The sequence below is a fragment of the Aquiflexum balticum DSM 16537 genome (assembly GCF_900176595.1).
In the GTDB taxonomy this organism is placed as follows: Bacteria; Bacteroidota; Bacteroidia; order Cytophagales; family Cyclobacteriaceae; genus Aquiflexum; species Aquiflexum balticum.
In genome coordinates this window covers 1,875,444-1,888,982 of record NZ_LT838813.1, presented here as the reverse complement: position 1 = coordinate 1,888,982, position 13,539 = coordinate 1,875,444, and the positions used below count along the sequence as shown (strand labels likewise).

The window sequence follows — 13,539 nt, the reverse complement described above, 5'->3', positions numbered from 1 at the left end:
TATTTAAATCAAATACCATCCTCTTCCCCCACAAGCTCCAATCCCTGATAAATTCCTTTTTCAATGGCAGGAACTCCTCGTTCCATCCAACGTGGCATAGGAGCATCCTTTAGGTAGTGGTCAAAGAACTGCATCATCCTGGTCTGGAAATCGATACGGTTTTCTCTCTTGACAGGCCAATGTGGCTCGCCATTATAATTCAGCATCCAGGTAGGCTTATTGAGCCTTCTCATGGCCAAGTACATTTCTATTCCCTGATACCAAGGCACAGCCCCATCTGCATCATTGTGCAAAAGGAGTATGGGTGTTTCAATTTTATTCGCAAAAAATAAAGGTGAATTCTCAATATAAGGCAATGGATTTTCCCATAGACTGACACCTAATCTTGACTGTGCCTTTTCATATTGGAACATTCTTGCCCTACCTGATTCCCACCTGATTCCACCATAAGCACTCGTCATATTGGCAACAATAGCCCCTGCTTCAGCAGCACGGAACATATTCGTTCTTGTAAGGATGTAGGCTGTCTGATATCCGCTCCAACTATGTCCTTGGATGCCGACCCTATCTTTGTCCACAAAACCTTGCGATATCAAATGGTTGACCCCCGGAATGATACAATTGAAGGCGCTTTCACCGGGATAGCCTGTACTGTAAACCACATCCGGCACAAAAATCAGGTAATCATTACTGACATACATGGTGCGGTGAACTAAAGACCGGATTGGTTCAGGTTTGTGATGCTGATGGATAGTATTGGAAAAACGCTCATAATAAACCACCACCATGGGATACTTTTTGTTGGGATCAAAATTCTCTGGTTTGTAAAGAATTCCCTCCAAAGGAATATTGTCCAATGAATTCCAATAAACCAATTCCGCAGTACCCCAGATATATTCCTTTTGCTGTGGATTCGCTTCAGAGATTTTCTTTGGCTTGGAAAAATTCAAGTCTGAAACATACAAATCAGGAAATTCCTGAAAATTCTCTTTTGTGTAAAGATACAGGTCTGCTTCTTTGGATTTTTGAATTCCTCCATATCTATGAGCACTCATGACCAAAGGATCAAGTTTCCGATCCTTTAATGAATACCTGACATATCCGGATGATTTGCTCTTTTCATCAAATGCCGTCAAAAGCATCACCTCATCCTGATCTATGAATTGCTTTTCCCTGTCCAGATTGACATAGCGGTAAGTTATCTTCTTTTCCCTTCCATCCTTGGTCAAATTAATAGGATCCTCCTTTCCCTGAGGGTCAAAAGACCAGATATCGTATTTGTCATAAACCAAAATCCTTGCATCATCCTTGGTCCAACCGGCAAGTCCATAAGAAGAAGGATAATCCGGCACATCATTTTCCTCATCGGCAAAGGGGATACCCATACCTGAAGTCAATTTCAATGTTTTTCCGGAAGTAATGTGATGCGCAAACCAAGCTGTATCAGGATTGCTGAACCAGTAGGCATATTGTGCAGAAGGGGATAGTCTGGAATATCCCTGAACACCCGATTCAATCAGTTTCGAACTGCCATCAGCTACATTCACAATATATAAATCATGCGCCCCTCCTGTGTCCCAAGTGCGGCTTATTCTATATTTCCGGTCATCTTTGCCCAATGCGTATTTGGAATTTCCTTCTTCACCGACGTTGATGTCTTCCATTTTTTCATTTCCCAATTGCACCAATTTCCGGTTGTCCAAATGCATCACTGCCAGATAACTCCGCTTTCTTTCCCTGTCTGCCCTTACATTTTGCTCGGGATAGATATAATCATCCTGCCAATGCCAGACTTCCACATTCACAATTTCTTCAGCCAACAAGGCCGTATCCTTTACAAAAGGAACCGGGTTTGTTCCGAAAAAAAGTTTGCTGCCATCTTTCGAAAAATAGGGATTGAAATTTTCAGAAACCAACCATTCTTCCGGGATTCCTGTAGTGCTTTGATCTGCCAAAACTATGGCATTTGATATGGATTTGTCCCAATAATACAATTTCGGCTCCCGCACCAATGCTTTGGTAGTATCCAAGTCTGCAATGAAGGCAACTTTGGAACCTGAATCATCTATGCTCAGATATTTGAATTTATGTTTGCGGTTAGCTTCAAAAACAGACTGCAACTTTCCTTCATTCAGGTCATACCAGTAAATACCGGGCTGGAGTTCTCCATTATCCCCTGTCGTATGAAACAATAAGCCTTCACCGTTCTCTGCAAATGTGTAGTCTTTGACAAAACCAAAGGTCATCTGCTTACCATTGTCCAGGTTACTCAAAATCAATGGGAATCCGTTTTCATCAGATATTTTACGGGCTGGTTTGGCTTTTTCGGAATTTTCCTGTCCATTCCCATTTGTTTTTTCCTTTTCGGCTTCAGTAACTGCTTCCAATTGATAAGCAATCCAATTCCCTGCTTTTTCGGGGATTTTATAGGATTTGACGTGGGGAATTTTTTCCAGTTTTTTATTGGTCCAAGAATAAATCCCCAAGGTATCTTTTGGCATGTCCTCTTTTTTCTTCTTTTCCCGGCGAAGTTCTTTGACCAGATCCTTTTGTGCTTTGATCAGCATAAAAGAATACCTGCTGTCCCAACCTTGTTTTATATTTTCTGCCCGCGGTACTTCATCTTTGGTGTTTATGGAAAGGTCCATTAAGACCAGTTTACCATCCGCCGCTTCGGGGTTTAAAGTGTAAGCAGCGTACTTACCATCATTGGTGAGCTCTTTGTAAGTAATACTTTTCCATTCGTCATAAGCAGCATGGGTCAATGGCTTTTTGACAATTTGGGGACTTGCCTGTTTTCTTTGGGCGAAGGCGGGAAGTATCAAAACCACCACCAAAAACCCTGTTAATAGATTCTTTACCATAATTATCTGTATTTGCTTTGAAATTATAGCATTCCTTAAAAATAAAAAAACCGACTATCAAACAGCGGCGGAGAAATCACTGACAAGGAAAATTATTTGTTATCAAATAAGAAGTTGGGAATCTTATCATGGGTTGAAACCCATGGTTATTAAATCGTTCTTTCCTACGGAACTATTGAAAAATTATTCCTTACGGAAAGAATAGCGGAGACCGATGTTTGACCTTATTGCAAAAGTGCCTGAGCTATATATGTTTGGAGTTGCCTCCATCAAAACAGCAAAATTCCTATGGGCAGCTATCGGCTTAAAAGTTAGACCTAAAGGCAATCCTACTTTTGCGTTATTCCCGTTCTCTAAAATTCCCAACATGATCCCCGCATGTAAATTTACCCATTCTCCACGTTTGAAATTTCTGTGAAACATTCCTTCAACACCGAACGGAAAATCTATAATATCCGTCGCCAACAATCTCAACTCACCAAAATACAATTTCTCATTATCGGTTCCAACTCCAACCTGATTGATATATCCACTATGATAAACCCCTACATGTACTTGTGCCTGAGCCTGAATCGATATAAAAACGCCAAAAATTAAGACAATGGCAAAAGATCTGATTTTACTCATATAATTTTTTAGTTTAATTTATCAAAGACAAAAGTAGTTTTAAATTCTATGTATCCAAACAAAAATTAGTTACAGTTAAGGATAAAAAAATAGACCCTTGAGAATTGATATTCACAAGGGTCTATTTCTTATTCATAATCATTTATCCTCTTAAAATCTCCATTGGAGGCATCTTTACGATTTTACGGCCATTGAGCCATCCCAACAATATGGTCAATGCTGTAATCGCAAGATAAACGATCAGGGCTTCTTTATAAGCTCCCCTAAAAGGCAGATTGAATACAAACTGGCTCAAAAGAAAGGTTGCCAAAAATGAAAGCAAAATCCCACTTAAAGAAGCCAAGGAACCCAAAAAGAAATATTCCAAGGTATTGATCTTGCTGACCATACCACTATCTGCACCCAATGTCCGCAACAAGATACTTTCGCGCATCCTTTGATACTTGCTGATAATCAAAGAACTGATCAAAACCAATACTCCTGTTATGATGCTGAAAAAGGCCATAAACTGTATGACAAAACTGATTTTCCCCAAGATTTCTTCTAGGGTTTCTACAATCGCCCCTAAGTTGATCACTGAGATATTTGGGAATTTCCTTACAATCTCTGATTGGACATCGGCTGCCTGTCGGTCATTTTTGGTTTTGGTGATCAGCACATGGAATTTAGGCGCATTGGTCAAAACATTGTCCGGAAACAATACCAGGAAATTGGTAGAAACCTGATTGAATTTGATATCCCTAAAACTTCCCACATAAGTTGTTATCGGTCTCCCCTGAACATTGAAAACTATCTCATCCCCCAAATTGATCCCTGTTCTTTCTGCATATCCCTGATCAAAGGAAATAAATATGGAATCATTCGGTGATGCTACTTTTCTTAATTCTCCACTGACCAGCCTTTCTGAGGAAATCAATGAATCCCGGTAAGTCACCCTGAATTCCCTGTTGTACAAGCCTCTTGATCTTCTCTCCTCATCGGGTAATGTATCGTTGCCTTTTTTTGTCAATCCATTGATGGATTCCAAACCCATGGTAACAATCGGAACTTGCTGTAAAATAGGCAAATCCCTTTTTCTGATCCTTTCAGCCACCGAATCCACCTGATGGGTCTGAATATCAAACATCAGCATGTTGGGTTGATCCTCTTTATCCGCAAATCTTGCCTCATCCAATAATTGGTTTTGAACAAAAAACAAGGTGCTGATCATCGCCGTGCCCAGCCCAATGGTTGCAATCAGGGAGACGGTTTGGTTATTTGGTCTATAAAGATTGGCTAAAGATTGCCGGATAGGATACTGTAGGGTAATGGGCAAGAACCTTTTGATCAGCCACATGATACCCAAAGCCACGGACCACAAAGCCAGGAATGCAAACACCACAAATCCCGTAAATCCCAATGCCTCTTTCCAGCCATTCAACAGGAAAAAGCTGAAACCGAAAATAAACAACAAAATGCCAGTTACCACTGTCCAACGCAAGGGATCTTTGGAAATTTTAGTTTCTCCTTCCTCAGGTCTTAAAGTAGCCATTGGGGAAACCTTCCTGATTTTTAATAAGGGTAAAAGCGCGAAAAGCACAGCAACAAGTAATCCTGTCAAAATTCCAAAAGCGACACTTTTCCATGAAATCGCCATAGTGACCTCCACCGGAAGGAAATCAGCAAATACAGTGGGCAAAATAAACTGAAGCATTGTACCCAAAAAAGCGCCGAATAAGGATCCTATCAAACCCATCACCAATATTTGAACCAGATAGATTTTCATAGCTGTCCAAGCTGACACCCCCAAACAACGCAATACTGCCACAGAGGCTAATTTCTCTTTCACAAACACATTCACTGCGCTTGCCACTCCTACACAGCCCAACAACAAGGCAATGAATGCAACAAGGCTCAGAAAATTAGAAAGATTCTCAAAAGAACGTCCGGTTTGGCGACGTCGGTCTTCGACTGTATCAGCGTCCACTTTTTCTTCTTCCCATTGTTCCTCATACAATTTGACCAATTCATCAGGATTCACTTCGTCGGCCAATTGATAGTACCTTTGGTAGTTAAGCCTGCTGCCATATTGGATCAAGCCTGTTGCCTCGGCATATTCCATGGGTAAATAAACTGCCGGAGCTACAGTAGCTGCAATTCCTGTTTGACCGGGTACTTTCTGCAGTTCACCTTCAATCACAAAAGTCAGTTCACCGACTTTGATACTGTCACCTACCACGGCATTAAACTGTGCCATCAGGAGTTTTTCAACCAATGCTTTTCTTCCACCCTGTCTGAAAGTGCTTTCGGCATTTTCAGGGATGGTTTCCAGTTTTCCATAAAAAGGAAAATCCCCTGCCAGCATCCGGACTTGGGTCAACCTACTTTCGCCTGTAGCCGGAAAAGCCACCATACTGGCAAAATTGACTTCCTCAGCTCTTTGGATTGCGATCGAATCTGTGGGTTGTTCCCCCAGGGGTTTGTTATTTTCCAGAACCAAATCAGCCCCGACCAGTTCCTTGGATTGGTTTTCAATATCTTTTTTTAGGTTTTCACCAAAAGAACTGATTCCTACCAAGGCAGCAATTCCCACCACCATGGAGGATACAAAAAGCAAAAGACGGGAGAAATTCTTGCGAAAATCCCTGTAAGCCATCAATAAAATCCACGAAAAATCAGCCATTGTTTTCCTCCTGGATTTTGCCCCCTTTGATATGAATGATTCTGTTGGTGCGTTTGGCCAATTCCGGGTCATGGGTGACCAAAACCAAGGTCGTCCCCTCTTCTTTGTTCATGTTGAAAATCAGGTCCTCAATCATTTCTCCGGTTTCGGTATCAAGATTTCCTGTGGGTTCATCAGCAAAAAGAATCAAAGGCTCATTGGCAAATGCCCTTGCAATGGATACACGCTGTTGTTCTCCACCTGACAATTGTGTTGGGTAATGTGTAACCCGGTCGCCCAAACCGACTTTTTGTAGCAAGGACAATGCTTTTTCCTTTGCATCTTTCCTTTTTTTCAATTCCAAAGGCACCATCACATTTTCCAGCGCAGTCAAGGTGGGAAGTAATTGGAAATTTTGAAATATAAAACCTACATTTTTGCTTCTTACGGCAGCACGTTCATCTTCCGATAATTTCTCAAATGCACTACCATTGAGCACTACCGACCCGGTCGTCGCAGAATCCAATCCTGCACATAAGCCAAGCAATGTGGTTTTGCCACTTCCTGACGGCCCAACGATTGCAATACTGTCACCGGATTGGATATTGAGATTGACATTATCCAAAACAGTCAATTTCCTGTTTCCACTTTGGTAGGTTTTGGAAACTTCCTTTACACTTAAAATGCTCATAAAAATAATAGAGGTTTTTGTACGGGCTAATAACACCAACAAACGTCCAAAAGGTTTGATTCGTTGGAAATAAAGATAAGGCTAAAGAATGGATTGAAACAATTTCGCCTGAAAAATTGTAGATTTGGGGAAAGGTGTAATAGTAATTATATGCTTTATTGCCATTTATGCATCAAACCTGTTTCAAAATGACCGATGTCGGATGACCGATGTTTGGTTCATTTATAATCTTCACCTTTATATGGAAGATTATTGGCAATGTTACGAACAATAAAATATAATAATGAAGTATAAAAACAGAATAACAATAAATCCTGAAATATGTCATGGAAAGCCTTGTATTAGAGGTATGCGATGGCCTGTGGAAGTGCTTCTGGATCTGATGGCTTCAGGCATGACTTATGAGGAAATTATAGAGGATCATCCTGAATTGGAAAAAGAAGATTTCTTTGCAGCATTGGAATTTGCAAAACTCTCTATAATTGGCACTTCGACACAAGAAATTGCATGAAGTTTTTGTGTGATGTTCATATTTCTTTGAATTTCGTGAAATTTTTAAATCAGAATGGATTTGAATCAATTCACGTTAATTCAATCTTAAACGGATTCAATACTCAAGATTCAGAAATTGCAAAAAATGCTGACAAAATGGGTTTTATCGTAATATCCAAAGATGTGGATTTTAAAAATGATTTTTTAATTAAAGGAAGTCCTAAAAAACTTATTAAAATTAATTTGGGAAATGTTTCCAATAGAGATTTAATAGAAGTTTTTGGAAAAGAGATTCCAAAAATTAAGTCAATTGCAAAAGCTGAATCATTCATCATAGAAGCAAATCCCAATCACTGGACCTATCAAATAAAAAATTAATTGTCTCATATTATGAATTATAAAAACCACTTCTTTTCAATATTAATCATTGTAATGATTTTTGCCTGCTCAAAAAAATCTGAAAGAGTTGAAAATACAACTAGTGAAATTCAAACCCAAAAACCCGATCAAAAAAAACTCATTCTCTTTTTCGGCAACAGCCTGAGTGCAGGATACGGAATTGATGCCGAGGATGCATTCCCAGGCTTGGTTGCGCAGCGAATTGACAGCTTGGGTCTGGATTACAGGGTGGTCAACGGAGGATTGAGCGGTGAAACCACTGCCAGTGGACTTAGCCGTCTTGACTGGTTTCTGGAAGAAGAGCCTGCAATATTTGTCCTTGAACTGGGTGGAAACGATGGATTGAGAGGAATTCCACTTACAGAAACAAAAAAGAACCTGAAAGGAATTATTCAAAAAGTCCGTTCCAAATATCCCCAAACAACAATCCTATTGGCAGGAATGCAAATTCCACCCAACATGGGTCCGGAATATACCAGTGAATTTAGAGAATTATACCCTAGCGTGGCTGAAGAAGAAAATGTAATCCTTATTCCTTTTTTATTGGAAGGTGTTGCCGGAAATCCTGATCTGAATCTTCCTGACGGGATTCACCCTACAGAGGAAGGGCATTTGATCGTATTTGAGACCATCTGGGAATACCTTGAGGATTTGTTATAAAATTTCATTTTTCTCAATTTAAAGCTTTGCTTTGTCAACTCCCTTCCTGTCGGCAGACAGGGACGAAAGATTTATGACAAGGAGAAGCTATTGACATGATTGATCCAAAAACTGCATCTAAGAACTCCGATATACTTCTCCTTGTCACCTCGACGACAGGAGAGGTCTATGACCTTAAGGCTCTATAGATATCTCCCTACGGTCGATATGACAAGGGAAAGTCTTTTTAAAAATCAAAAAATACCCTAACTTAAATTGAACTTTTAAACTCACTTTTTATGAAAAGGCATGAATATTTTGTTTATATCCTTACAAATTACAAAAAGACAGTCTTGTATATCGGAATGACAAATGATTTGATTTCACGTTTAAATCAACATGGAGAAAAATTCAATCCGGAAAGCTTTACAGCAAAGTATCAATGTAAATACCTTGTTCATTGGGAATCCTATCAATATGTCCAAGATGCTATCGCCCGGGAAAAAGAAATCAAAAAATGGAGGAGGGAAAAAAAAGAGGATTTGATTAAAGAATTAAATCCAGATTGGAAGTTCTTAAATGAAGAAGTTGGGGGTTAACTGCGAAAAGAAGGGGTTTAGATTTCTCCCTAGCTATCTTTGAGAGCTGACTTTAACCTTCAAGCTGAACAGATATCTCCTATCGTCGATATGACAAGGATAAGCTACTGACATTATTGATGCTATAAAAGCATTCAAGATTCCTTTTCAACTTTGCCTTGTCACCTCGAGTTTACAACATTTTTTCAGAAACATACGAAAAAGGAATGACATGGTAGTAAATTAGAGTAACCTTGAGCAGTATGGCCGTCCCATTGTATAGTGCCCCGTGCCTGTCCTCGAGTGTGGTCCTGTTTGATTGAGAACGAAATAGTGGTACAGCAATATGCTTGTCCGAATGGTAGCCTGCCTTTTACAGTTCTTCAAACAGGCTTAAGGCCAATATTTCTTTATCAGGTAGTTTTATGAAAAAGATCCATCAAAACACAGCTGGTATCGATATAGGCTCCAGGAGCATCTATGTCGACATCGAAGGAAAAGAAGTCGCGAGTTTTGAAACCTTTACTTCAGACTTCAGGAAAGCCGCAGTTTATCTAATAGAAGCAGGTGTCACTTCTGTTGCCATGGAAGCGACCGGCAGCTATTGGGTTATTCTCTATGATATCCTTACAGAGGCAGGACTTGATGTCTGGCTTGTTGACGGACGCCAGACCAAACAGGTCCCAGGCAGGAAAACCGATGTGAAAGACTGTCAGTGGATCAACCAACTCCACGCCCATGGACTGTTGAACAGGTGCTTTGTAGCTGAAGGTCTGATGAAAGAGCTCCGCTCTTACCAAAGGCTCAGAGAGGACCATATCCGGAGTATGTCCATGCATATAAACCATATGCAGAAAGCACTTATTGAAATGAATATCAGGCTTCCCGAGGTTCTCAGCCAGGTGCACGGTGCCAGCGGAACGGTGATGATAGAAGCCATCCTCCAAGGAGAAAGGGACCCCCAGAAACTACTTTCCCTGTGCCATCACAGTCTGATAAAGAAAAAGGGTGAGAAAATAGTAAAAGCTCTTGAAGGGTTTTATACCGAAGCAGGACTGTTTGCACTTAAACAGGCCTATGAGGCATACAGGTTTTACAAAGCCCAGATATCAGACTGTGATAAGAAGATCCAGGATACATTCAATAAGCAAAACATGGACCTGTACGAGTTCCCAAAAGGTATGAAGCGAAAACAGATCAGGCATAATAAACCCGATGTTTCGGATTTGGGAAAATACCTTCTGAAAATATTCGGTGGCAAGGATGCCACCAAGCTGTCCGGGTTCACCGATTATACATGGTTTCAAGTGTTGACCGAAACGGGTCCGGATCTTTCCAGATGGAAGACCGAAAAACACTTTACCAGCTGGTTGGGGCTATCCCCTGGCCAGCACCAATCGGGTAGAAAGAAAAAGAACAAGTCCAAAGGCAGACCGAAAGCCGGCCAGATATTCAGGGTAATTGCCCAAGGGCTATTGAACAGCAAGAAAATTGCACTCGGGGCATTCGGCAGAAGACTATGTGGAAGAAAAGGTCCGAGGGTAGCCATCAAGGCCATGGCAAGAAAACTTGCAGAGCAATATTGGAGGTTAATGGTAAAAGGATCTGATTTTGTAGAGTTCGGTATAAAATATTACGAGGAAATCATGCAAAAACAGAAAATGAAATTGATACAAAGGCTAGCAGTGGAACTGAACATGGATATTGTCCCACAAGAAATTGAAGAGAAAATCCTTAATTTACATGAAGAATGATTTTATGTCATTGGTACGCAAGGGAGAGGTCTATTCTCCGATTTAGGGTTATAGATATCTCCCTACGGTCGATATGACAAGGCAAAGCTTTGGTCAGCCATTTTTAACTCAAATTTTAATTTACGTTTCATTTTTCTCCCTTCTCAACTATCGCGTCTTGGCTCTTGACTCTTGGCTCTTTTCTCCCCGATACTCGGGGCAGGCTTTTCTTCTTGATTCTTGGCTCTCGCCTCTCGCTTCTCCCCTCTAATAAAACGCATCCTCAAACTGCCTGAAATTCACATTGCCGTTTTTGTCCCTGTATACTCCTACTATGTCAAAACGGATATCCTTGTGCCAGTCTTTTTCATGGATATAATGGTCAGCAGCCTTGACTATCAGTTTGCGCTTGGTATAGTCCACAAACTCCTCGGCATAACCAAATCCCGTCCCACTTCGATATTTGACCTCTACAAAAACCAGGATTCCTTTATACTTGAATATCAGGTCAATTTCGGCGTGACTGTAGCGGTAATTGGCCTCTACAAATTCATAGCCACGTCCACTCAGCCATTCCCTTGCCAAGTCTTCGGCTTCCTTTCCTTTGTCATTGTGTTCTGCCATGGCAATAATTGTTTATTTTTGAAAAACTCTTTGAGAACCTATAATTAAAAACACTTGTTGCAAAGCAGCAACTCTTCAAAACTGTGAATCAAGTTATCAATAAAAAAGTAAAATTTCTAGACCTTGGCCTAAAGGATTACCAGGAAACATGGGATTTTCAGGAAGAGTTGTTTGCAAAAACCGTTGCACTGAAAATCGAAAACAGGAAATCTTCTCCAGAGCTCCAAAAGCCATCTGAAAATTACCTGATTTTTGTGGAACATCCCCATGTGTATACTTTGGGGAAAAGCGGTGAACTATCCCACTTATTGTTGGATGAGGATGGCCTGAAGGAAAAAAACGCCACCTTCTACAAAATCAACCGTGGCGGGGACATCACCTATCATGGCCCCGGCCAGTTGGTAGGATATCCCATCATCGACTTGGATAACTTCTTTACGGATATACACAAATACCTGAGATTTTTGGAGGAAGCCATTATTTTGACATTGGCAGAATATGGTATTGAAGCTGGAAGGATTGAAGGTTTGACAGGAGTTTGGCTGGATCATGAAACACAAAAGAATCCCAGAAAAATCTGTGCCTTAGGCGTCAAATCCAGCAGATGGGTGACCATGCACGGTTTTGCCTTCAATGTGAATTCTGATATCACTTACTTCAACAATATCGTCCCTTGCGGCATCCCCGACAAAGCCGTGACTTCCCTCCACCTCGAATTGGGAAGACCTATAGAAATCTCAGAAGTCAAAGAAAAAGTCAAAAGACATATTATTGAGTTGTTTGAGATGGAGTTGGTTTAAATAAAATGGAAATACATCTGAAATAATATTGAAATATAGTTGATATAAAAATTAGATTTAACCGCTGAATCACCTTGTCTTGGCTCTTGATTCTTGTCTCTTGGCTCTCATATCCAACGTCTTATCTCTCACCTCTAACCCATGAAAAAAGACATCGACTTTCACCCGGTCACCGGAGTAAAACTGGCCATTGCCAAAGAAAACATCAATGGAAATATTGAATGGGGGGTATATATTATCAATCTCAATATGATTGAACTGAATACTGTCATGATTACTTCCAAAGGATATGGGATTATTGACGGGGAGGAAAAGAAAACCTCCACTTTGCGGCATATGATACAGGAGTTGGGTTCGGAATCCATCGCCAAGATTGAGCCCATCGATCCTGCACTGTTTGCCCTCAACAATGAATATTGGGTCAGTTACTATATCCTTGATCAGATTTTCGACAAAAAGTTTATCTTTACAGTAGGCAGTATGGACCCCTCCAATATGATCTATATTCCTGAATTGGATATGGAAGGTGTCCTTCACGGATAACAATTTTAGCTATGGTAAATTTTTTCAATGAATTGAGCGATATCCTTTTTTTGGATATTGAGACAGCCTCTCAGGAAGAAGCTTTTGAAGCATTGCACCCAAGACTTCAGGAAGAATGGCTCAAAAAAGAAAAGCATATCCAATCAAAGGATTCTGAAATCGAACCTGGAAGTCTCTTTTTCAATAAAGCAGGCATCTACGCCGAATTCGGAAAAGTCATCTGTGTAAGTGTGGGCTATTTTCATTTTGTAGAAGAGGAAAATAAAATGGAATTCAGGACCAAAAGTTTTGCCGAAGAACAGGAATATGATACCCTTACGGCATTTGTGGAATTGCTGCACAGAAAAAAGTGGATACTTTGTGCCCATAACGGAAAGGAATTTGACTTTCCTTATTTGAGCCGTAGGATCCTGGTCAACAGAATTCCACTTCCAGAACCTTTACAGATAGCTGGCAAAAAACCTTGGGAAGTCCGGCATCTGGACACGCTTGAACTTTGGAAATTCGGAGATTACAAGCACTACACAAGATTGGAGCTTTTAGCAGCTATTTTTGACATCCCCACCTCCAAAGAAGGAATTGATGGTTCCCAGGTCAATGAAGCCTATTACCATAAAAAAAATCTTGAAAAAATCCGGGAATATTGTTTGAGGGATGTCTTGGTCACCGCCCAGATTTATCTGGCATTTCAGGGACTTCCGCCTGATTTGGAGATTGAAATTATTAATAAGGATTCTTCTGAATGAAATTGGAGCAAAGTGAAGGTCCCGAGAGCGAAGTGATTCGGGATGTGATGGAAATAAGGTTGAAATCGAAAATCCCAAGACCGTATGGGATTCGGGATAAATTGAAATAGAATTGTGGATATTGATGGATATTAGGATATTAAAAAAGGCCCTCTTTACGTT

Annotated in this window: 13 protein-coding genes; 8 read left to right on the top strand and 5 right to left on the bottom strand. The window is 40.5% G+C overall.

Annotation, left to right across the window (positions count from 1 at the left end; translation table 11 throughout):
• Nucleotides 1–8 precede the first annotated feature (8 nt).
• The 4 genes from B9A52_RS08030 to B9A52_RS08015 form a co-directional block, all read right to left on the bottom strand.
• Entirely contained in the window at nt 9–2,864 is a 2,856-nt protein-coding gene (locus B9A52_RS08030) for an alpha/beta hydrolase family protein (RefSeq protein WP_084119814.1), read from the bottom strand.
• A 183-nt stretch (nt 2,865–3,047) separates the two neighbouring features.
• A complete protein-coding gene (locus B9A52_RS08025) occupies nt 3,048–3,491 on the bottom strand; it encodes a hypothetical protein (protein ID WP_084119813.1) in 444 nt (147 codons plus the stop codon).
• A gap of 142 nt (nt 3,492–3,633) precedes the next feature.
• Nucleotides 3,634–6,153 carry an ABC transporter permease gene (locus B9A52_RS08020; RefSeq protein WP_084119812.1) on the bottom strand — a complete coding sequence of 840 codons (2,520 nt, stop codon included), beginning with the start codon at nt 6,151–6,153 and terminating at the stop codon, nt 3,634–3,636.
• Nucleotides 6,146–6,823 carry an ABC transporter ATP-binding protein gene (locus B9A52_RS08015; protein WP_084119811.1) on the bottom strand — a complete coding sequence of 226 codons (678 nt, stop codon included), beginning with the start codon at nt 6,821–6,823 and terminating at the stop codon, nt 6,146–6,148. The genes B9A52_RS08020 and B9A52_RS08015 overlap by 8 nt, the downstream gene beginning before the upstream one ends.
• A gap of 283 nt (nt 6,824–7,106) precedes the next feature.
• On the opposite strand from B9A52_RS08015, the gene B9A52_RS08010 reads away from it, so the two are divergent.
• The 5 genes from B9A52_RS08010 to B9A52_RS07990 all read left to right on the top strand — a co-directional run bounded on the left by B9A52_RS08010 (nt 7,107) and on the right by B9A52_RS07990 (nt 10,685).
• Nucleotides 7,107–7,334 (top strand): DUF433 domain-containing protein, encoded by a 228-nt coding sequence (locus tag B9A52_RS08010; RefSeq protein WP_084119810.1) that lies wholly within the window; start codon nt 7,107–7,109, stop codon nt 7,332–7,334.
• Between the two features lie 35 nt (nt 7,335–7,369).
• Nucleotides 7,370–7,693, top strand: coding sequence for a DUF5615 family PIN-like protein (locus B9A52_RS08005; protein ID WP_157370108.1), 324 nt, complete (start codon nt 7,370–7,372; stop codon nt 7,691–7,693).
• 12 nt (nt 7,694–7,705) lie between these two features.
• Entirely contained in the window at nt 7,706–8,374 is a 669-nt protein-coding gene (locus B9A52_RS08000) for an arylesterase (protein WP_084119808.1), read from the top strand.
• A gap of 278 nt (nt 8,375–8,652) precedes the next feature.
• Nucleotides 8,653–8,952 carry a GIY-YIG nuclease family protein gene (locus tag B9A52_RS07995; RefSeq protein WP_084119807.1) on the top strand — a complete coding sequence of 100 codons (300 nt, stop codon included), beginning with the start codon at nt 8,653–8,655 and terminating at the stop codon, nt 8,950–8,952.
• A gap of 404 nt (nt 8,953–9,356) precedes the next feature.
• Nucleotides 9,357–10,685, top strand: coding sequence for an IS110 family RNA-guided transposase (locus B9A52_RS07990; protein ID WP_084119221.1), 1,329 nt, complete (start codon nt 9,357–9,359; stop codon nt 10,683–10,685).
• Nucleotides 10,686–10,931: 246 nt separating this feature from the next.
• Here B9A52_RS07990 and B9A52_RS07985 read toward each other — a convergent pair whose 3' ends face one another.
• Nucleotides 10,932–11,288: a YraN family protein gene (locus tag B9A52_RS07985; RefSeq protein ID WP_084119806.1), complete on the bottom strand. Its 357-nt coding sequence runs from the start codon at nt 11,286–11,288 to the stop codon at nt 10,932–10,934.
• 83 nt (nt 11,289–11,371) lie between these two features.
• Between B9A52_RS07985 and lipB the strand changes: the two genes are divergently transcribed.
• From lipB to B9A52_RS07970, 3 genes are all read left to right on the top strand, one after another.
• Entirely contained in the window at nt 11,372–12,088 is a 717-nt protein-coding gene (lipB, locus tag B9A52_RS07980) for a lipoyl(octanoyl) transferase LipB (protein WP_084119805.1), read from the top strand.
• Between the two features lie 141 nt (nt 12,089–12,229).
• Nucleotides 12,230–12,631, top strand: a complete 402-nt coding sequence (locus B9A52_RS07975; protein WP_084119804.1) for a hypothetical protein — start codon at nt 12,230–12,232, stop codon at nt 12,629–12,631.
• Between the two features lie 11 nt (nt 12,632–12,642).
• Nucleotides 12,643–13,377, top strand: coding sequence for a 3'-5' exonuclease (locus B9A52_RS07970; protein ID WP_084119803.1), 735 nt, complete (start codon nt 12,643–12,645; stop codon nt 13,375–13,377).
• The last annotated feature ends 162 nt before the right edge of the window (nt 13,378–13,539 follow it).